General features: G+C 53.9%; 15 protein-coding genes. 7 read left to right on the plus strand and 8 right to left on the minus strand.

Features of this window, described 5'->3' with window-relative positions:
- Positions 1 to 2 precede the first annotated feature (2 nt).
- Genes KCG46_RS12080 through KCG46_RS12100 form a run of 5 tightly spaced genes read left to right on the plus strand, consistent with a single transcriptional unit; the run spans position 3 to position 5,072 of the window.
- Entirely contained in the window at positions 3 to 947 is a 945-nt protein-coding gene (locus KCG46_RS12080) for a thiopeptide-type bacteriocin biosynthesis protein (protein WP_218405696.1), read from the plus strand.
- Positions 948 to 990: 43 nt separating this feature from the next.
- A complete protein-coding gene (locus tag KCG46_RS12085; RefSeq protein ID WP_218405697.1) occupies positions 991 to 2,052 on the plus strand; it encodes an efflux RND transporter periplasmic adaptor subunit in 1,062 nt (353 codons plus the stop codon).
- Positions 2,053 to 2,055: 3 nt separating this feature from the next.
- A complete protein-coding gene (locus KCG46_RS12090; RefSeq protein WP_218405698.1) occupies positions 2,056 to 2,748 on the plus strand; it encodes an ABC transporter ATP-binding protein in 693 nt (230 codons plus the stop codon).
- Positions 2,741 to 3,889 (plus strand): ABC transporter permease, encoded by a 1,149-nt coding sequence (locus tag KCG46_RS12095; protein ID WP_218405699.1) that lies wholly within the window; start codon positions 2,741 to 2,743, stop codon positions 3,887 to 3,889. Before KCG46_RS12090 ends, KCG46_RS12095 begins: the two co-directional genes overlap by 8 nt.
- 1 nt (position 3,890) lies before the next feature.
- On the plus strand, positions 3,891 to 5,072 hold the full coding sequence (locus KCG46_RS12100; RefSeq protein WP_218405700.1) for an ABC transporter permease: 1,182 nt from the start codon (positions 3,891 to 3,893) through the stop codon (positions 5,070 to 5,072).
- Between the two features lie 153 nt (positions 5,073 to 5,225).
- Here the strand turns inward: KCG46_RS12100 and KCG46_RS12105 are convergent, their stop codons facing one another.
- From KCG46_RS12105 to KCG46_RS12120, 4 genes are all read right to left on the minus strand, one after another.
- Positions 5,226 to 5,450, minus strand: coding sequence for a helix-turn-helix domain-containing protein (locus KCG46_RS12105; protein WP_218405701.1), 225 nt, complete (start codon positions 5,448 to 5,450; stop codon positions 5,226 to 5,228).
- On the minus strand, positions 5,450 to 5,983 hold the full coding sequence (locus tag KCG46_RS12110; protein ID WP_218405702.1) for a DUF2975 domain-containing protein: 534 nt from the start codon (positions 5,981 to 5,983) through the stop codon (positions 5,450 to 5,452). The genes KCG46_RS12105 and KCG46_RS12110 overlap by 1 nt, the downstream gene beginning before the upstream one ends.
- 237 nt (positions 5,984 to 6,220) lie before the next feature.
- Complete coding sequence (locus tag KCG46_RS12115) at positions 6,221 to 6,784, minus strand: phage tail protein (RefSeq protein WP_218405703.1); 564 nt, start codon at positions 6,782 to 6,784, stop codon at positions 6,221 to 6,223.
- Positions 6,785 to 6,845: 61 nt separating this feature from the next.
- Entirely contained in the window at positions 6,846 to 8,441 is a 1,596-nt protein-coding gene (locus tag KCG46_RS12120) for a phage tail sheath family protein (RefSeq protein ID WP_218405704.1), read from the minus strand.
- A gap of 246 nt (positions 8,442 to 8,687) precedes the next feature.
- On the opposite strand from KCG46_RS12120, the gene KCG46_RS12125 reads away from it, so the two are divergent.
- Positions 8,688 to 9,341 (plus strand): Crp/Fnr family transcriptional regulator, encoded by a 654-nt coding sequence (locus KCG46_RS12125; protein ID WP_218405705.1) that lies wholly within the window; start codon positions 8,688 to 8,690, stop codon positions 9,339 to 9,341.
- A gap of 9 nt (positions 9,342 to 9,350) precedes the next feature.
- Here the strand turns inward: KCG46_RS12125 and KCG46_RS12130 are convergent, their stop codons facing one another.
- The 4 genes from KCG46_RS12130 to KCG46_RS12145 all read right to left on the minus strand — a co-directional run bounded on the left by KCG46_RS12130 (position 9,351) and on the right by KCG46_RS12145 (position 16,455).
- Entirely contained in the window at positions 9,351 to 10,835 is a 1,485-nt protein-coding gene (locus tag KCG46_RS12130; protein WP_218405706.1) for a TRAFs-binding domain-containing protein, read from the minus strand.
- Positions 10,836 to 10,869: 34 nt separating this feature from the next.
- Positions 10,870 to 11,550, minus strand: a complete 681-nt coding sequence (locus tag KCG46_RS12135; RefSeq protein WP_218405707.1) for a hypothetical protein — start codon at positions 11,548 to 11,550, stop codon at positions 10,870 to 10,872.
- Entirely contained in the window at positions 11,550 to 13,145 is a 1,596-nt protein-coding gene (locus KCG46_RS12140; RefSeq protein ID WP_218405708.1) for a toll/interleukin-1 receptor domain-containing protein, read from the minus strand. The genes KCG46_RS12135 and KCG46_RS12140 overlap by 1 nt, the downstream gene beginning before the upstream one ends.
- Before the next feature lie 262 nt (positions 13,146 to 13,407).
- Entirely contained in the window at positions 13,408 to 16,455 is a 3,048-nt protein-coding gene (locus tag KCG46_RS12145; RefSeq protein WP_218405709.1) for a TonB-dependent receptor, read from the minus strand.
- A 374-nt stretch (positions 16,456 to 16,829) separates the two neighbouring features.
- Here KCG46_RS12145 and KCG46_RS12150 point away from each other — a divergent pair, with 374 nt between their 5' ends.
- Positions 16,830 to 20,003 (plus strand): TonB-dependent receptor, encoded by a 3,174-nt coding sequence (locus tag KCG46_RS12150; RefSeq protein WP_218405710.1) that lies wholly within the window; start codon positions 16,830 to 16,832, stop codon positions 20,001 to 20,003.
- The last annotated feature ends 17 nt before the right edge of the window (positions 20,004 to 20,020 follow it).

The following is a 20,020-nucleotide window of genomic DNA, read 5'->3' on the forward strand; positions in this document are numbered from 1 at the left end:
AAATGCGCATCGGCGATTGGCGCGCTTGGCATGTTTTCGTTCATAATCCAGTCGCGTCGGAAGAGGTGCTCGTAAGGTGCTTAGGCTCTGAGATTGCATCTTTAAGTCAAGAATTTGATGAGCTGAAATGGTTCTTTATCCGGTATTGGGAAAATGGTCCGCATCTGCGCATCCGGTTGTGCAACGCACAGGACACCGCGTTCTCTCGCTTGGGCGAGAAGCTTTCAGAGGCAGCCAGTTCAGCGGCAGAAAGAACGCCGTCTACCATATCTAGCTTTCCCGAAGATATGCCGGTTGATGGCTGGCACAGTTCAGCCAATGCCGCGCCTTGGTTCGATGAAGGCGCCGTTTTGGAAGTCGCCTATGAGCCGGAGATCCGGCGTTATGGAGGGTCGGTAGCGATTGATCTCGCTCATAAGGTTTTTCAAAGCTCTTCGAAAATTGCGATACCCATCGTTGGGCAGACGCTCGGCGATATGAGCCGTCGTCAATCGGTTGGATTGGAACTCACCGCGACAGCAATCGGCGTGCTCGCATCCGATCGGGAAGAGTTCACATTATTTGCACAATCGATGAGCGAAGGTTGGAAAGGGTTTTTAACCGATCCCGATGGTGCAACCGCTCAAATCGATGCGATCCACAATGCGGCCTCTGATCGTATCAGAGCTTGGATAAACAACGCGCTCGACAGTGAAAGCAGCGAACTTTCAAAAGTCGCTACTTTATGGCGCACGCTCCTTGTCAATTATTTTGATGCTTTGAGAGATTTGTACAATCAGGGTTTGCTTATTTCTCCACTGACCGGGGTTCGGCCGAAAGATGAAAGCGAATTATCTGACGCTTTGCATAATATTCTTTTCTCACAAATTCATATGATGAATAATAGGTTGGGCTTAACTCCCGCTAATGAGTATATATTTGCGAACGCTTTTATAAAGGCGTCTTGAGAATATAATTATTCGCTGAAACTAGGGATCGGATTAAGTCGAGATGGAAGGCACAGAAAACGATCGTGGCAAACTTTTGCGATCTCTTTCTCTTGATCGCGAAGAGTTCGACGGTGATGAAGTCAGCAAGGTGCGGCCCAACTGGCTATTCTTGCTGATCGCTGGCTTGGTGGGGATAATCTTAGGCGCAGGGATTGTATCCGCCTGGAGCGTTGACGAAAGCGAAGGCTCCTCTGAAAGTGAAGTGGCGGAAGCTTCGTCTTCTACCAATCAATCTCAACCGGCTGCAGCCGAGCCGGCTGGATTGGTTGCTTCGGGTTATGTTGTGGCGCGAAACCAAGCCACTGTTGCAGCCCAGGTCACTGGCCGGATAACCGAAATCCGGATTGAAGAAGGTCAATCAGTGACCCGCGGACAGATTCTCGCTGTTCTTGATCGCGACGTCATAGCGTCAGAAGTGTCAACGGCATCAGCCAGGTTGGCTTCCTCACGCTCTAACCTCGATGCTCTGAAGGCGGAGCTCAAAGAGGCCGAGGCCGATCTTGGGCGAGCCATAGCTTTGGATGAACGCGGTTTCGTTACCAAAGCGGAGCTTGGTCGTAAGCAAGCATCGGTAGATAGCCTTGGCGCCCGAATCCGCGGAGCTAAGGCCGACATTTTGGCTGCCAGTGAAAGTCGAAAAGGCGTGCAGAACCGCGCTGAGCAGTACTTCATCCGCGCCCCGTTTTCCGGCGTGGTGGTCGGACAGAATGCGCAGGTCGGTGAAGTAATCTCACCAATTTCGGCCGGGGGCGGATTCACCAGAACCGGCATCTGCACAATTGTTGACATGTCTAGTCTGGAAATCGAAGTCGACGTGAACGAGCAGTATATCGAACGTGTTGCCGTGGGTCAGGCTGCGGAGGTGTCTTTTGATGCCTACCCATCCCTGAAGGCGGATGCGCGCGTGATCGCGATCGTTCCAACAGTGGACCGGGCGCGGTCTACGCTTCGGGTTCGCATCGCATTCGATGAAACAAACCCGCGTTTCATTCCCAATCTGTCGGTCAAGGTGCAGTTTCGCCCAGTCTCCGAGACCCGCAATCCAAACTCAGATGGAGCCTGACATATGGCCAATATTTTCGAACTTCGAGATATCACTAAGGTCTATAGTCGCGGGCGAGAGAAGATCGAAATCTTCTACGGTTTGGATTTCGCCGTTCCCGAAGGAGACTATGTTTCGTTGATGGGGCCGTCGGGTTCGGGAAAGACAACGCTTTTGAATTTGCTAGGCGGGATTGACCGGGCAGACGGCGGAACGATTGAGTTTCGCGACCAGCGGATCGATACCTTTTCAGAGAGCCAATTGTCAGGCTGGCGGGCGAGCAATATTGGCTTTGTTTTCCAATTCTACAATCTCATGCCGATGCTGGATGCCGCACAGAACGTTGAACTGCCGCTACTGCTGACAAAGCTAGGCGCCAAGGAAAGAAAAAGGAGAGTGGCTTCCGCATTGGAAGCCGTCGGCCTAACCGCAAGATCCGGCCATCGCCCCAACGAAATGTCTGGCGGACAGCAACAGCGAGTGGCCATTGCACGCGCTTTGATCGCCGATCCTCCGGTTCTGCTTTGCGACGAACCAACCGGCGATCTGGACCGCAAGAGCGCGGAGGAAGTCCTTGAAATTCTGAATTTCTTGAATGACGATATGGGTAAGACAATCGTCATGGTTACTCATGACCCGGCCGCCGCCGGACGCGCGCGCAGATTGCTCAAGCTGGACAAGGGACGGTTTGTCGCGACCGAGAAAGCTGATGCATAACAGTACCCTCGTCGTGCGCAATTTGCTGCACAATAAATTGAGAACTGCGCTGCTTTGCATTGCTGTTGCCAGCAGCTTTCTGTTGTTCGGGTTGCTCGCCAGTTTCCATTTCAGCGCACTGAATACTGACACAAGCGGCAGTGACCGGTTGATTGTTGCCAATAAAATCAGTTTCACGCAGCCATTGCCGATCTCATATTACGAACAAGTGGCGCAGACAGAGGGCGTGGATGCGGCAACGCATAGCACCTGGTTCGGCGGGTATTACCGCGAACCCAGCAATTTCATCGTCTCGTTCGCGATTGATTTCGAGAGCTACTTTGATGTTTTCAGCGAGCTTGAGATTGCACCATCCGACCTCCAAAAATGCTCTGCAACGCGTGATGGTATCGCTGTGGGCCAGGCCATGGCTGATGCATTGGGCTGGCAGAGAGGGGACAGGATCGGCCTGAACAGCGCAATCTTTATGAACCGCGACGGAGGACGGACTTGGGAATTCGAAATATGTGGTTTCTTTTCTGATACCAACGAGCGCGGTGCCGATAATGCGGTCTATTTCGGTTTCGAATACCTCAACGAGACACGCAACCTTGGCGTCGACACGATCGGGCTTGTCACGCTGACCCCGCAGTCGCCTGATCGCAACGCTAAGATCATCAATGCGATTGATACCCGCTATACGAATTCACCGGCTGAAACCGAAACAGTGACAGAACAGCAATTTGCGGCCTCCTTTGCGCAGCAATTCGGCGATTTGAGGTTGATTATCGCGTTGGTGGTCGGCTGTTCATTCTTAACGAGTCTGATCATTGTCGGGACAACAATGGCCTCTGTGATCCGATCGCGCACCCGTGAGTTAGGCTTGCTGAAAACTCTCGGGTTCTCTGATAGTTCGATTGTGCGTTTGCTGTTGGGGGAAACGCTCGCAATCGCTCTCATCGGCGGGGCGGCTGGCCTTTTTCTCGCGCAAGTGATCTTATTGTTGGCTGGTCAGTATGCGGACCTTGGCGGCATCGATATGCGTTGGCAAGTATGGGCGACAGGCATGATTTTTGTGCTTCTGCTTGGCCTCGTAACGGCCGTGACCCCATCGATTACAGCGTTGCGTCTCACCATCCTCGAAGCATTGGGCAGGCGGTAAAATGACAAGTCAGTTCCGACAATTCCTTGCCGTTTCCCGTATCATTCTGGCGAGCGTTCCCAAAAGGCTCTGGGTCGCTTTGTCGATGGTTGTGGCTATCGCGATGGTCGTGTTTGTTCTGTTGGGCGCGCTTGCACTGGATAAAGGCATGCAAGCAACGTTGGACAGGGCCGGCGCAGATGACGTTGTCGTCATCCTTAGTGAAGGAGCGAGCAGCGAGGCGAGTAGCGGCCTAACAAAGGAGCAATATAGCCTTTTGGCGGAAGCTCCAGGCATCGCCACTTCCGGCAACGAATTGCTGATTTCCTATGAATTTGTGGTCGCAGTTGATGGTATTAAAAGGTCGACCGGGACCGAGGTGAATTTGCCATTGCGAGGCATCGATCCGGCAGGAGCGGCTCTTCGGACCAACTTCAACATTGTCGAAGGGCGCAATTTTGAACCGGGTTCCAATGAGATTGTTGTCGGCAAGCATGTGATCGAAAATTTTGACGGCTTTGCTCTTGGAGAGAAGACCCGGCTCGGAGCCTCCGAATGGGAGGTGGTAGGCGTCTTCGAAACTGGTGGTTCGGTATATGACACAGAGATGTGGGCTGATCGCCTAATCCTGCAAAACCTCTTCAATCGCGGCGACACGGTGCAAAGCGTTCGGGCGAAGATTGACAACATAGGGTCTATCGAAGGTCTCAAGAATTTCATTGAGGAAGATCCTCGACTGAATGCGACAGTATCGACTGAAACCGAGTTTTTCGCGAGCCAAAGCGAAGCGGTTAGCGATTTGATTACAATGATCGGTCGCCCTTTGGCGATCCTAATGTCGTTCGGTGCGCTGGCTGGCGCGGTGAATGCGGCATTCAACTCGGTTAGCCAGCGTAGCGTCGAAATCGCGACCCTTAGAACGATCGGTTTCGGCCGGTCTGCCGTCTTTTTCGGGACCCTTGCAGAGATTGTGGTTCTTGGCGTCGTCGGCGGCGCCGTAGGCGTTCTGTTCTCCTTGCTGATCTTCAACGGGCTGAGCGCGAGCACTCTGGGAAGCAATTTCACCCAGATTGTATTTGAGCTGAGACTTACATGGAGAGAAGCGCTTACAGGTGTGACTTGGGCACTTGCGCTCGCTTTGCTGGGCGGTGTCTACCCTGCATGGCAAGCGGCCAGAAAACCTATACGCGAAATTCTGGCTTGATCCGGGCGAACTTCGCAAGCGCCATGCCGGGCAGTTCTGGCAAGATGCGCTCCCCGTTTTGGGCGACACATCGCTGAGCGAAGAAACCCCCGGCGCGTTTCGCACACCGGGGGTTCCAACGAGGGCATTTCTCACAGCCTGAGGAAGTTGTGATTAATCTTCGCCCTCTAACGAACTGTGATCGCGTGCTAGGATATCTCCTGGTTCGCAATCCAGCTCGGAGCAGATTGATGAAAGCGTGCTGAAACGAATACCTTTCGACCGCCCGTTTTTTAGAATGGAAAGGTTGGTCAAACTTATTCCAACCCTTCCGGAAAGCTCGGTGAGTGTCATGCGTCTTTGATGAAGCATTTCATCCAGATTGACTTTGATGCCCATCAAACGAACTCGCCAAGCTCTTGCCGATTGGCAAGACCAACTGAAAAGGCTTGCGCGATGACGAAAAAGGTCAACGCCAGAACCGGGCCAGCGATGTCAAATTGATACGGAGGCGCGGTCATATCGGGCAGGCCTTCGAACAAATTCGCCTTGGTGACGCTTACAAGCATTCCCAATATCGAAATCGCAATCGCAAACCATCCAAGACGCTTGAGGCGGGTAATGTTCTGGCTCGTAAAAGGGCCGTTCTCCCGAATGGCAGTCACCAAATTTGACAGGATGCGAAGCGCGATGGCGGTGACTGCGAGCTGTGCGAACAAACTCGTCAGGTACAGCGGCAGCGCCACCGGAGAGGTAACATCAGCCGCGCTGCCCAAGTCGCTGAAGATGAACTGCAGGACTGACTGAGAATTGACGATTGCCAGGCCAAGAACCAGCAGGGCTGCAACGGCCAATACAGAAAAGAGTGCAACAGAAGCTTTAACAACTGCGGCGGTCAGACGAAACAGGTTCTGGTTTTCAGCTTGAGACATCTGCTCTTCTCCTTTGTTGATGCAAGACATATAGAAGCTTGTCGAAATACATCAAGATGTTTTATGTAAAACATAAAGGCACTTAACTTAAAACGTTGCGGTTGACGCCAATTTCGTCGCCTCTGGCGTCTGACTAAGGGGCAATTCTCGTGATTTGAAGTTAATCCAGCGAACGGCTATCTGCGCCCCGCAGGCGCTTAGCGTGCTCTATGCGGCGTGAGCGGTGCCACTCCGTCTTTAGCTTAACGGCTCGATATCGCTCGGCCCTGACGGTTCGGGAAAAGAGGTGTCTTTCTCCCAACCTTCATTTTCAAGCTTGAGCAATGAAATCGCCACCGCATTTCCATTGGCGTCAAGCTCGGGCAGGGCTTCGAATTCGGAAGGCCAGCAGCGATAGATGTTGTAGGCCATCACTTTCTGCCCTGCCTCGTTATAGACCTCGAGGATGATGTTCTTACGGAAATCCTTGATCGAGACGTCTTTGTTGCCGGTGCCGCCTTGTTGATTATCAGCGGGCGAATTGTGGTAGTCCCAAACCTTGTTTGCCCACCGCTCAAACGCTGGATCATGGGTGACTCCGCGTTCGAGCGTGATCGCGGTATATTCGCTTTGTCTTGGCATCCGGCGGGGCAACGACGGATCGCCGCCTGATCGATGGGTGACGGTTTTAGTCGATCGCGAAAGCGCGCTGACTTTGGAAATGCCAGCCACATATTTCCCGTCCCATTTGAGGCGGAATTTGTAGCTGCGATACGGATCGAGGCGGTATGTCGCCTTTGGGAAATCTGTGTTCTTTGTCATGGCTGCTTCTCAGTCCTTGGCGAAGGATTTCGGTGCGATAGTGTTGCAATGATCGTATTCGCTAAACCGGCAGGACGCTGTGTTGAATTTGTAAGGTGATAAACTCAGTCGGATCGACAGGGGCAATGCGCACGGTGATTATCACGATCCCTTGTTCGATTGAATCCAAGGTGTTGTTCGTCGCGTCGCATTGGACCGTGTAGTTGTAGAGCGCCCCTTGCTTCCCGAGGCCCGCGAGAAAGGTGCCGACTCCCAGCCGCAATGAAGACCATAAGGCTTCATTATTGGGCTGGAAAACAGCCCATTGCGTGCCGCAATAGAGGGCTTCTTCCACAAACAGGCAAAGCCGCCGAATTGCAATGTATTGGAATTCATCTTCATTGGCGTCGGCACCTCGCAATGTGCGAGCTCCCCAGATTGTCGGCCCAATTTTCGGGAAAGTCCGAAGGCAATTGATCCCTAAACTGTTCAAGTGACTGTTGTCGTCATCTGACAGATCCAATTCCAGTCTGACAACTCCGCTGAGCCCAGCTGTCGCTCCTGCAGGAGAATTCCAGACCCCGCAGGCGACATCGTTGGAGGCTATGGCCCCTGAAATCGCGCCGCATGCTGGGAAGAGTGCCTCGTCCCCGTTCACCGGGTCTTCTTTGATGATCCGCGGGAAATAGACTGCGCAATTGCGACCAACCTTGCCATCTGATGGGGTGCCGCCGTCGATACCCAATTGTGAAGGGTGGATATCGGAAAGCTCGCCGCGCTTCGCCTTATCCACCCATTCAGAGATCGGATCGATTATATAAAAGGCCCGTGCCTCTGCGGCATATTGCGCGGCCGCAGAGCGCACTGATGAGGGTAAATCCCACTCCGATTGCGGCAGGTCAGGCAGCAAACGACGATCAGGCGGGATACAAAGCAAGTTGAAAAGCTCGCATTTATCAAGCGCGTAAATCCCGGTCTTTGCCCGCCTGCTGCCAAGGTAGGTGCTGGGCTGCAGATAGGTCCCGTCATCGCCATCCACCCCTTGCGCGGTCTCGCCGTCGCCGGGCGGCGTTTCAGGCATGTGACTGACCCGTGCGAGCGAGCTTTCTGCCGCGAGAATTTTGTCGAGCCGATTGGGGAAGGTTCGTCTTTTCCCTTCCATGGAAACAGACAGGTTGAGGTACCGCTCTACCGAAACAGCCTTCCCTTTTGAATCGGTCAGCGTCAATGTGAGGTTGAACAAGTCATCCTTGCCAATGCCGTATTGGTCTTTGAATTGCGCTGCTGTTTGCTCGTTGATCCCGTTGGTATCGATCTTGGCACTCAGCATGTTGCCCCACCGCCCCGGATCGGCTGCTTGCAAGGTCAGCGGACACTGAAAACTCAGCCTTGCGGCTCCGCGCCCGATCGCAGGCTCAAACAACCGGATTATGAGCGCCTGGCCCCCGCCGTTCTCGAAAAAATCCTGAACCGCATAACTCATTGGATAGTCATGCTGGAGGCCGCCGAAATAGCGGCGGAAATCCTGAAAGTTGAAAATAGGGGTTGGCTCTTCGACTGCTCCGGAGATTGCTCGTCCAACGAAAGCGGTGATGTTGGTAACGACCGGGGCTATCGAGTGCGAATTGCTTGGAAGCTCTTCAGCATACACACCCGGATAGGACACTTCGATTGGCATATTGTTTCCTCAGTGCGGGTTGTTGTCAGATCCTGGTTGTGGGAGCGCAACGTCTATCACAATTCTAACATCTCGTTCGCCGCAACAGCATAGCACGCGATACCGAGTAACAAGCTGAGTAAAGCTGATCCCGTCATCGAGCGTAAGAATAAGATCGACGGATGATGAGAAATCACCTTCCGCAACAATTGACGCAACCTGTAAGCCTCAGTTAGCTTCGCGGGTGTGTTCGGACGAGGGGCTTTGATGAATTTGGACCAACGATCGGCTGTTCTTTCGGCCTTGCTCGATTGTTCTGTGGAGGCTGCGGCTGCGCTCGCAGCGCGGATGCAGAGCCGCGATTTCGATGCCCGCGACACACTTTGCCATCAGGGCAGCGTAAGGCGTCAACTCTGGCTTATCCTAGAGGGTACGGTCCAGCTTCAGGCGATCTCTGCAGAAGGGCAAGCGACTATCATCTCGGCCTTTGGTCCGGGAGAATTGATCGGCGGCGCGCCGGACGACTATGAAAGCGCCTACGACATTTGCGCTCTCACACCGGTTGAGGCTTTGGAAATCGATGGCCTTCAATTGCGACAGCTCTTGATGGATTGGCCGGAATTGGGAGCGGGCCTGTCGCGAATTTACGCAGGTCAATTGGATGCAGTGCTCGACCGGCTGGCAGCACGAGTGACGCTTTCCGCGGCAGGCCGGTTTTACAGAGAGCTTTTGCGGATTGCGGGCCCATCCGATACGATCTCACCGGCGCCCATCATCGCCGCCGTTGCTCTGTCAGCGCAAACAACGCGCGAGACCGGTTCACGCGCCACCAGCGCAATTGAACGACGCGGTATCATAGCGCGGGACAGCGTAAGCCTTACTATCGTCTCTCGTAGGCAGCTTGAGGATTTGGTCCTTTAAGGAAGCGGATCAAAAGCGCGCCTGCCAAAGCGAGATCGCGCCATAGAGCGACGGGATTTCGCCGATCTCTTCCGTCTTGATTTCTTGATCGAGGGTCTTGGCGACAAACGCCGTCATTCGGTCAACGTGCAATTGACCCGGCTCGGCCGTCTTTGCGAGCAATTCTACCATTTCTATTACAGACCGCATCGGCGCGCTGTTATCGGTGACAGTGATCGCCATACCGATGTCGCACGTAGGGAAAGCCTGTAGGCACTTCCTAGCGAAGTTGAGGCAGTTTTCGAGCGGCACGTTGAAAAGACATCCATCGGGATGCACGATAACTCTGGCGCCATAGTCTTGAGCGATGCTGGTCAGGGTTGTCAGTTCACATCCAACAGCGAATGCTAGCCCGATCAATTGCATGTCTAGCTGATTTTCGGCGCTGTTGGGGTTCTTGCCCAATCGAGGCGTTTCAATCCGCATCATAGAGCGATTTGCGCTCAGCCATTTTTCGATATGCGGCCGCTCCGCTTCTCCAGGAGCAGCGATTGTAAGGGCATGAGACTGGCTGCGCAGAACAAAGGACTGGCGCAGGCACTGGCCCATCGAAATCAGGCTCGCCAGTTCGATCCGAAGGGCGAAGGGACAGGTGTCGGGCAGCAGATAATCTGCCAGAACATCGACCTGCGCTGCTTGGTTCAACAAAGCATCGAACCGAGCCGTCCAGTTTTCGCCGAATGGTTCAACCGAAGTCTTGCGGAACTCCCCAATCGCCATTGGAAGCGTCACATGCAGCTGCGCACCGGCCGCAACAGCAGCTTCGGCAATCATGATATCGGCACCTGCGGCGAGCGCGCCAAAGGCATAGCCGGGTCGCAGGGCGGCGATGGCTTCATCTATCGCCTCGTGTAAGCCAAACGCATTCGGATCAAGCCCGATCAGTCCGCTGAAATGGATTGATGCGGGAGGCCGGTAGCCATCTAGCCATTTTGCATCACCGTGTTGTGCGGCGATGATGCGCTCAAACTGGCCAATAGTCGCGGCAAGATCCTCATGCGCCAAAGGCTGTTTCGCGATCCCGGCGGAAAGCGCGGTCTTAGCCTGCGCATGATTGCCGAGCAGGAGCAAGGCTTCGGCGCGTGTCGCTTCCCGCCAGTACGGCGTTTCGCCTTCGTCAGGATCGGCGTTGAGCATGTCCAGCGTTTGCTGCGCATGCGTTCGGGATTGTTCGGCATCGCCGGCAAACATCGCGAGTGAAGCCGCGTTTATAAGCGGATAGGTATCGCGCTCGCATTCAAACGCCGCAAGGTATGCCGCCAACGCTTTTTGATACAGATCATGCCGCTCAGGGACTGTCGCAAGCCGGGCATGATCCTTTAACAGCCTGCCATTCAGCGTTAGAAGCTTGGGATCATCCTTATGTTGATCGAGACCCTGCCCGCGAAACAAGCGCAAAGCCCGCGCCGGATTTCCGGCACGGGCGATACGCAGAATGGTGCTGTGTTTTTGCATCGTCAAATTCAGAGAACAGTTGCCCGAAACTCGCTCACCCTAAGTCCTGAACGAAGTAAGAGGCGGCCGCCAAATGAGGACCGCGATGAGCAAATTCATGACTATGATCTCTATCAAGGTGTTCGTGATCAGAGTGATCGGACAGGTGCCGTCCGGAATGGGAACCGGAGACCATCACAACTGGCAGAGCGGTGTCTGACTCAAACTTGGCCACCAAATTCAGGCAGAAAGGGATCGCGATAGAGTCAAACTTAAGCTCCTTTAGCGCACAGGCCGCCGGCGAAGATTGGATACGATCCGCGTCAATTACAACCTTTGCAAGTCTGCCGCCCTCCCAAACCTGCTGCTCTACTATGACGCTGCCAAAGTCCCGCCCGATGCTTTCTCCTGATGGAGCGATGCCGAAGGCCACTGGAGATGCAAACTTGACGCCGTGATCATGTGAATGGAGAACGTTTTCATGTTTGAAGGCGGTGTCGGCAATCAGGAAAATGTAGGTGTGCAGTTCTTTTGAACCGGATACAATATCAAGTGCCCGTTCCCCGCTTGGAGGTTCTGAATCTCTTGAGAAATTTTCAGAGTCTTCAAGTGTTTGAATATTGCCAACAGGATCTGCCAAGAACTCATCCAATTTGGCTTCTGAGTCGATTTTCTTGATGTTTCGGTACTTGAGCCAATCACCCGCTCTGTGTATCTCTAATACGGTGTAATCCATTAATAATCCTCCATTTTTTTGTTCAAATCTAACCCTCGATCGCGATAGGCTACCCATTTTTCATTCTTGGGTTCCAGTTCTGCGAGGGTGGCACTGATTGAAATAGCTTCTTTGAGAAGCTTACCAATTTGGGCTGTATCTAGATTGGCTTCATTCAGGATATCAGCGTGCCTGAATATCAACTCCATCCTCTGTTCCGCGATCCACGTGTCGTTCGGATTTTCAGCGAGTAGCGCTTCAGAGGTTGCAAGCGACTCTTGCGAATATGAGTTGTAAGCATCGCGGTTCAACGCGATGAATTCGCCATGCGCTAGCCATATTAGGTGAAACGCTAAATCGTACTCAAATCCTTTCTGGTCTTCACCTAGCTTGAGGGCTTGTCGATTGAGGGACACGGCTTCTTCAAGCATTTCCCGGGCCTGTTGATTGAAAGTATCTTGCCGGACAAAGAGCGCGCCTTGATTCGCGTACACATATGCAGCCTCTCGGAGCCATTTTTGGCGGGTTTGACCCCATTGTTTGATTGAGGTGATTTGGCCTCTTGCCGAATCAAACCAGTCTAACGCCTTCGCATAATTCCCAGTCCTAACCTCCAAGGCGCCAATCCGGTTCTCGCTAATTGCATGTTCCAATATCCGGGCGGGATCATCTGGATTGGCTTTCAGATCTAGTTCTGTGGCTCTGAATGCCAACAGATAGTGCTGACGGGCCTGATCAAAATCGCCAAGCCGTTCATAGTCCATGCCCGTGATCTCCACGAGACGCGCGCACGTCCGTTGGCCGTCTTCAAGAGACTGAACAATACGTTCTTGTTCCTCGCAATAGCTCAGAATTCGGTCATAGAAGCCCATCGCGATTTCAAGCTTCCCGATTGCCACCATTTCTTCTCGAAACTCGGTCAGAAAATAAGCATTAAACTCTTGGGTCGTCCTTGATTGTCGTTGCGCTTCGTTGCGCGCCTGAACTGCGATTGTCGTCATGGCGGTCATTACTATGGCTATGAAAGCGAGCATGCCCGTGATGGTCGTCACGCGGCGTAATTGCCTTTGACTGTCGCGCTGGATCAAAGCATCGAGCGGCACTCCGGCGATCCCTGCGACGACTTTTAGAAAGCCGAGCTTCCATCCGTCGCCCTCCCTGCGCAGGTCCGCGGCTAGCGGTTCGATTCCGCCCGTGGTCAATGCTGAAGGAAACGCCGCCTTCGGCTCGCCATCGACTATTGCGGCAAGGATAGGGCGGGTAGGGTGCTGCTCCCTGAAGTAAGCGATCTCTTGGCCGACCCAGTGGGATGATTTGGCAGCCGGCGAGCAGACAACAACCAGCACCTGAGAGCCATCCAAAGCCGCTCTAACCGCTCCTGACAGGTCTTCAGCCGCAGAAAGGTCCTCCCGGTCTCGGAATACCTTGCCAAGCTTACCGGGTTCGCCATTCAGCGATCGGACAGAACCAAGACCCTTGGGCAAGCGGTAGGCCTCGATTTGTCTATGAAGCTTACGAACAGCTTTGCCGTCGGCGTGACTGTAGCTGATGAATGCACCAAAATAATTCTGGTGCTCATCCTCTGTTTCGGACGTGACACTTGACTGATTTTCCAATGCAACCCCCAATCAGCTTTGGAAAAGTGAGCGTATGCTATCGATTGTTAGTCTTGGGGTGTAGCGAATTCTTGATCTTGATGGGGATTGGGCAAGAGAATTCGGAAGACGAGATCGCTTGAACCGTCTTTATTGGACGCACGAGGCTATTTCTCACGGCGGGCAAAGCCGAACCTAAAAACCAAAAGAGGCGCCGCCAGGAGAGTTTGGCGACGCCTCGAAACCAACCGAAGTCAGTCTTGGGTTCTATGTTCTTCTGGCGTTAGAAACGCAGCGTCGCACCAAAGGTGATCCGGCGATCCGGAAGTCCTTGGAAGCAGAGCAACGCGCCGGAGTTCACACAGCGCTGTGTGATATCCGATTTGGTCAGGTTCACACCTTCCGCGCCGATATTCAGCCACTCGGTCACGTCGTAGGTGACGCTTGCGTTCAACTGGCCGCGAGCTTCCGTTACTGTCGGGAAGCCGAGGGTCGAGTTGAGCGATGCACCGCCAGCTGTATCCAGCGTACGGAACGCGTCACGCCATGTGTAGCGTGCACGAGCCGACAGGCCGTACTTCTCATAGTAAAGCGTCGCGTTGTACGCATTCTCTGAGAAGTCGAGCAGACCCTGAACCGCAGTCACAGGAACTGCGATGCCGGGGTTGATCGCTTGGAAGATATCTTCGCCGCGGCCCGAGTTTTCATTGGTCGCCTGACCACCACCAAATTCCTGGTAGGTGTAGTTGGCGATCACACCAAAGCCCGATGCAAAGCCAAGTGTGTCTTCGAACTGCGACAAATCATACTGAAACGCGACTTCGATACCGGTTTGGGTCGTCGTTGCCGTGTCGTTGATGATTGTTTGCAGCGGAACACACAGGCCGTTGCCGATCGTTGGCGACAGAACGTTGCGATCCGGAACCGGGTTAAAAATACCGCCACCTTCACACGGCGCAGTGATATCGCGGAAGCCATTGGCATCTTCGACGGCATCTTCAACTTGGGTCACGAACAGGTTCGTACGATCCTTGTGGAAGAAGCCGATGCTGATCAGCGAAGACGGTGCAAAATACCATGCCAAAGAAGCATCGTAAGATTGCACAGTTTCCGGAGCCAGGTTCGGGTTACCCAAAGACACTGGATTGTTCGGACCGGTCGGGAATGTCACGGAAAGCGACAGATCGTCAAAGTCCGGGCGGTTGATGTCTTCGGTGTAGCTTGCGCGGAAGACAAGATCATCAGTGATATCAGCGATCAGGTTAACCCGTGGAAGCCACTCATCGTAGCTGCCGCGTGATGTGATCGGAGAAACCACTCCGTTGGCGACAGTGTTGCCGAACGAATCGATTTCCGAACTCACCCAGCGCAGGCCGATATTACCGCGGATCGGGCCGGTTTCGAAGTTCAGCTGACCGTAAACGGCGTTGGTTGTCTCTTCGATACGGAACGAGCCTGACAGGTTGCCCGGTGCGTTCGGATCGAGGTCCGAAAGAAGACGGTTCCCGTTGGCGATCTGTGCTTGGCCACCTGGGGTTGAATCAAGCGCGGCCTGAAGCTGCGCGAACACAGCGTCACGATCAGAGAAAGCACGGTTTGGATCGATCAGAACGAAGTTGCGGAAGGCAAGTTCGCGGCCATCGGCATCCCCAAAGTTGCTTGGGCCAGCGACAAGCAAGTCGGCGAACAGCGTGCCGCTTGGGCTGTTTGCAATCGCCCCGGTTCCAAAGGTGGAACGGACTTGATCAAACTGTGTCGATGTATCGTTGAAACGATAACCCAGATCGAACGATGTGAAGAACGGAGTGAGGTCTTCCAGATCGAGCGTGGTGTCGATGCGGAAAGCGGTTTCTTCGTTCTGCGTGCGGTTGTTGCTGTTTGTAACCGCATCCAGGACAACGTTGGCGCCGCTGAGATCGGTTAGATCAGCGACTGTCGGTGCGAACGGCGAGTCAAAGTTCACACCGAATGTCAGCGAGCCGCCGGACAAATCGTAGCGGAATGGCACGCTGTTATCGTTGCTCGATCCATCCAGAGGTGTCAGCGGGTTTGGGTTGATGAAGTTTAGCGTGGTGCTGAGGTTCGGGTTGCTCGAATCCGACGTCGAACGCGACGCTTCGAGACGGGCGGAGAACCGGCCAGTTTCAAACTCGGTACCAAGGCGGTAGAGTTCGCTGGTCGTGACACGTGCGCCTGTGTCGCTTGAGAAGCGCAGGTTGGGATCATCATCGTCGCGCGCGATGTTCGGTTCGATTGCTCCGACCAACGCGGCCTCAATCGATCCGAGCGCGACACCGTCGAGCGAACCGAAATTCACAGTTTCAAACTGGTTTGGCACATTGTTGAAACGGAGCGAGCTTACGCCCGAGCCTTGAACGCGCGAGCTATCTTGCGTGCGAGTTTGATCGTTGTAGATCGTGTCGAAAAAGAACATCAAATTGTCGTTCGGTGCGTATTCGATCGAACCAGCAAAGTTGATGGTCTCGTATTCGAAGTTTTCGAGTTCCTGATTGAGGAACTGAATACCGAGATAGTTGAATGCCGGTCCAGGTGACCCATCAGCAGCGACGCCCGCGCCTGTAAGAACCACAGTGTCACGGTCGACACGCGGACGGAACGATGTGGCTTCCTGTTCGGAATAGCTGCCGCTCAATACAATGCCGAGCTCTCCGTCACCAACTTGCCATACATCGCCAAAGCTTGCGGAGATGCGCGGTGTGATGCTGTCTGAAAGTTCGCTGTATTCGCCTTGTGCACGAACAGAGATGATCCGGTCGGCGATGTCGAGCGGGCGGATCGTGCGCAGGTTGACGGTACCGCCGACAGAACCTTCGATAGTGTCAGCAGTTGGCGCCTTGATAACTTCAACGGAGCCGATGATGGCCGGGTTGATGTCTTCAAAGCTGATGCCGCCGCGGCCTGTGCCGGCGGAAACGGTTTTAACGCCGTTGATCAGAACTTGGTTGTCATTGGTACCACGGATCTGGACGCCGGTGCCGACGCCAGCAGTACGGGTGATTTGAACGCCGGTGACGTTCTCAAGAACCTCTGCAAGGTTTTGGTCAGGCAGTTTACCAATGTCTTCTGCCTGAATGACTTCAACAATGCTGTCTGCATTGCGCTGTTCATTCAGCGCGCTTGCGAGCGAGCTGCGAATGCCGGTCACGATGATTGTATTCTCATCAGCGTCGCTAGCAACATCGGCTGGCGAATCGCTGTCTTGTGCGAAAGCGGCGCCTGGCGTGAACGCAATGGCCGAACCAGCCATCAAGCCTGCAACAATACGCGCTTTCTTTGCGGACAGGCTTACGCCCCCGTTCCCGTACTTCATAAGTAATCCCCTCACTGTGAACTTCTTTTTATCTGTCACGTAACATAGTCGGGGCACATACTCTGTCAACCAGAGTGGCAGTCCTATTTTTGCGAAGAAGTATACCAATTTGTAAGCCGGGTAAAGGCGTTTAAAATCAATGCAGTGATGACATTTTGAGATGTGAGCTTTGACGTGACGCTCTGACCGAAAGGTCAGGAGTGTGGCAATTTTGCACAGTCTGCTGTCGGCCTGGTTTGTCGTCTGCGTCATCCTTTGCTGTTGAGTTTGCGGACTCCCCACTTTTCTCACCAATTGGTATGATAGATTGGTTGACAATGCGGTGTAGGCCTATATCCCAAAGACCAACAAACATACCTCAGGGAGGGGGCTCAATGACTTTTCGTGCAATCTCGCGCGGCGCTTCGGCGCGCATTTCGATCTCGGCTACGCTCATGGCCGGGGCTGCATTTGTTGGGGCGCCTGCGTACGCGCAGGACGCGGATCCGGATGAGCAGCCAGTGGAAGTGGCTGACGGAGAGGGCGCTATTCTTGTCACCGGCATCCGCGGCACGATCCAGGGATCGATTGAAGAGAAGCGCAATTCGACTGAAGTCTTTGACGCGCTGTCAGCCACCGAAATCGGTGACCTTCCAGCGCTCTCAATTGGTGAGGCGCTTGAAACGCTGACCGGTGCGGGTTCGCACCGCGAGCAGGGCGGTGCCACCGAGATTTCGATTCGCGGCCTCGGTCCATTCCTTAGCTCGACAGTCATCAATGGCCGGGTCGCAACAAACGGCTCAGGCGATCGCTCGGTAAACTTCAGTCAGTTCCCTTCTGAGCTCTTTAGCAAAATTGGTATCTACAAGACGCAGGCTGCGAGTTATGTTGAGGGCGGCGTCGCTGGTCAGATCGTTCTAGAGACGATCAAGCCTGTCGATTACGGGAAGCAGCGTATCCAGGGGGAGTTCAAACTGAACATCAACCCGGACAACCTTGATATTGATCCTGACCAACGGTTCCAGAAATTCGGTTACCGCGCGACCGGAAGCTATGTAGATCAGTTCCAGGTTGGTGATGGCGAATTCGGTATCGCAATCGGGTATCAGCGCAACTCTACAACCAATCCTGAGCAAGAGGCCAACGTTTCAAACACGATCCGCGCATGCGTGATCGACCCAAGCACGACCAGCGACGGCGTGTTTGATGATGGCAACTGCGATACAAGCAGCGGCACGATCGATGGTTTGCGTGATGGCAGTGTCGATCTGCCGTTTGTTATCGCACGCAACAGCTACGCACTCCGTTCAAACATCACCGAAGACACACGTGACGCGGTATTCGGCGCTATTCAGTACAAGCCGAGCCCGCGCGTCGATATCAATGCTGACTTCCAATATTCCAAGCGACTTTTCAAAGAGCAGCGCAGCGATTTGAACTTTGCTGAAGGTCGCCGGATTGACGGCCCTGGCGATCCGAACACAATTCCTGGCGTTGATCTGACGTTCACAGAAAGCGGCGCTTTGCGCTCGTTCACCAACGAGCAGCGTGTCGAAGCTGTCAGTGAATATCTTGAGCGTGATGAAGAGTATTACGGTGGTGGCCTCTCGCTAGAGGCGCAGGTTAGCGATCGTCTCACAGTCTCGCTCGATGCTTCTTATTCGCGCACCCAGCGTGTCGAAGAAGCGGTTCAGATTCGTTTCCGGACTGAGGATGGAGAGAGCATTTTTGGCAACACAGATGCTGATGGCAATCCGTTCTTCCCGGAAGCTTTTGAAAGCGATCAGACTCCAAATGCCGGCCGTACCAACGGTACGGATGACCGTATCGAGACGGCTGTCTTGATCCAGCAAAACGGTTCTGAAGGTCTGAATTTCATCACTCAGAACTTCGATGTGACCGATTACACGCTGTTCGCAAATGATCCGCGCCTTCGCGCCGATCTCGAGCAGGATCGTTTCAATGAGATTTGGGCGGTTCGCGGCGATCTCGACTACGAGATGGACGGCTTTTTCAACTCCGTCATGTTTGGTGCGCGCTATCAGGAGCTCGTATATCGCGACGTGCCTGGTGCGCGAGGAAGCTCAGACGACAGCCTGAGCCGTTTCGAGGAAACTTATAACGACACCGACGGGTCAGGCGCGCTGTTCGTAGCTAACCAAGAGTGTCGTACCAGCTTCCCTGAAGCCGGCTTCTTGGAGTCGGTTTCAGGCGGCAACGCGCTTGTGACCAATGTTGATCTTGATGGAAACGTCCTCAGCAGCTCGAATAGCTTTGCGACTTTCGATGCGCTCTGCATTGCGCAAGTGCTTGAGCGTGAAGATCCGCGCGGTCTGCAGTTCGACGAAGACGGCGTGCCGATCTATCTCACTGGTGATTTTGACTCGATCGATAACACCGACGTCGAAGAAACAAGTTGGGCTGCTTATCTCCAGACCAACTTCGATGGTGATCTCGGTAGCCTGCCAATCCGCGGCAATGTCGGTGTTCGCATTGTGGGTACCGACATCACAACACGTGGCTTCCGCTCTGAATTGTCTGTGCTGTTTACGGCTGCAGACCCGACGGATCCCAACTCAGCCGATGAATTCACTGTCGTTCAGGACACGGACACTCTCGTTACGAACGTTACGCGTGGTTCCTACACCGAATTCCTGCCGAGCTTTAACTTGGTCGCGGAGTTCCAGCCTGACCTTCTTGGTCGTCTTGGTGTTTACCGTTCGCTCTCGCGTCCCGATCCTTCGGATCTCGGCAATGGTCGCACGTTCAACACCAACAACGATGAATTTACGTCCGCGCAGCAGGCTCTGACCGGCGGCATCGACAGCGTGACCGCTACCGGTAACCCAGCCACCGATCCATTGCTCTCATGGAATATCGATGCAGGTCTCGAATGGTATCCGAATGACGATACGATTCTTGCCTTCAACGCTTACTACAAGAGCTTTAACGGCGGATTTGAAACGGCGGCTGTTACGGAAACCTTCAACATCGAAGGCAACCTGGTCGACCTGCCGGTTCTCACGATCAATACGACCGATGAAACCAGCACGATCTACGGCATCGAAGTGACCGCTGCGCACCGCTTCAGCTATCTGCCTGCTCCGCTCGACGGATTGGGTTTCAAGCTCAGCTACAACTATGCGGATTCAAACTTCGAGTTCGAAGATGACAGCCTTGGTGCGATTACAACGGTTGATGCGAACAACGTTCAGACGACCAGCAACGGACTGATCGCTCCTTCGAACCTGTTCGGTTTCTCCGAGCATGTGTTCTCGGGACAGGTCTATTACGAGATCGGCGACTTCGATTTCCAAGGTGTCTACAAATATCGCAGCGACTACTTCCAGCAGTTCGTCTCGACGCCGGGCCGGGTCCGCTACGTTGATGATGTGGGCGTATTCGAAGCGCGCATGTCTTACGAACTGAACAGCAATGTCCGGTTCTCGGTTGAAGGGATCAACCTATTCAACGAGCCGCGCACCAACTTCCGCGGTGCGCCGGACGATTTTGGCGCTATCCAAGTCTATGGACCGCGCTACTTCGCAGGGGTCCGGGTCAAGTTTTGACCCTTTCGGCTGTCGCC

It is taken from the genome of Erythrobacter crassostreae (assembly GCF_019204045.1).
Taxonomy (GTDB): domain Bacteria; phylum Pseudomonadota; class Alphaproteobacteria; order Sphingomonadales; family Sphingomonadaceae; genus Erythrobacter; species Erythrobacter crassostreae.

Excerpts from the sequence above, each read along its gene's own strand:
- KCG46_RS12085 (WP_218405697.1), top strand. The coding sequence starts at position 991 with ATGGAAGGCACAGAAAACGATCGTGGCAAACTTTTGCGATCTCTTTCT.
- KCG46_RS12135 (WP_218405707.1), bottom strand. The coding sequence starts at position 11,550 with ATGGATTACACCGTATTAGAGATACACAGAGCGGGTGATTGGCTCAAG.
- KCG46_RS12095 (WP_218405699.1), top strand. The coding sequence starts at position 2,741 with ATGCATAACAGTACCCTCGTCGTGCGCAATTTGCTGCACAATAAATTG.
- KCG46_RS12130 (WP_218405706.1), bottom strand. The coding sequence starts at position 10,835 with ATGCAAAAACACAGCACCATTCTGCGTATCGCCCGTGCCGGAAATCCG.
- KCG46_RS12100 (WP_218405700.1), top strand. The coding sequence starts at position 3,891 with ATGACAAGTCAGTTCCGACAATTCCTTGCCGTTTCCCGTATCATTCTG.
- KCG46_RS12105 (WP_218405701.1), bottom strand. The coding sequence starts at position 5,450 with ATGGGCATCAAAGTCAATCTGGATGAAATGCTTCATCAAAGACGCATG.
- KCG46_RS12150 (WP_218405710.1), top strand. The coding sequence starts at position 16,830 with ATGACTTTTCGTGCAATCTCGCGCGGCGCTTCGGCGCGCATTTCGATC.
- KCG46_RS12120 (WP_218405704.1), bottom strand. The coding sequence starts at position 8,441 with ATGCCAATCGAAGTGTCCTATCCGGGTGTGTATGCTGAAGAGCTTCCA.
- KCG46_RS12115 (WP_218405703.1), bottom strand. The coding sequence starts at position 6,784 with ATGACAAAGAACACAGATTTCCCAAAGGCGACATACCGCCTCGATCCG.
- KCG46_RS12090 (WP_218405698.1), top strand. The coding sequence starts at position 2,056 with ATGGCCAATATTTTCGAACTTCGAGATATCACTAAGGTCTATAGTCGC.
- KCG46_RS12110 (WP_218405702.1), bottom strand. The coding sequence starts at position 5,983 with ATGTCTCAAGCTGAAAACCAGAACCTGTTTCGTCTGACCGCCGCAGTT.
- KCG46_RS12145 (WP_218405709.1), bottom strand. The coding sequence starts at position 16,455 with ATGAAGTACGGGAACGGGGGCGTAAGCCTGTCCGCAAAGAAAGCGCGT.
- KCG46_RS12125 (WP_218405705.1), top strand. The coding sequence starts at position 8,688 with ATGAATTTGGACCAACGATCGGCTGTTCTTTCGGCCTTGCTCGATTGT.
- KCG46_RS12080 (WP_218405696.1), top strand. The coding sequence starts at position 3 with ATGCGCATCGGCGATTGGCGCGCTTGGCATGTTTTCGTTCATAATCCA.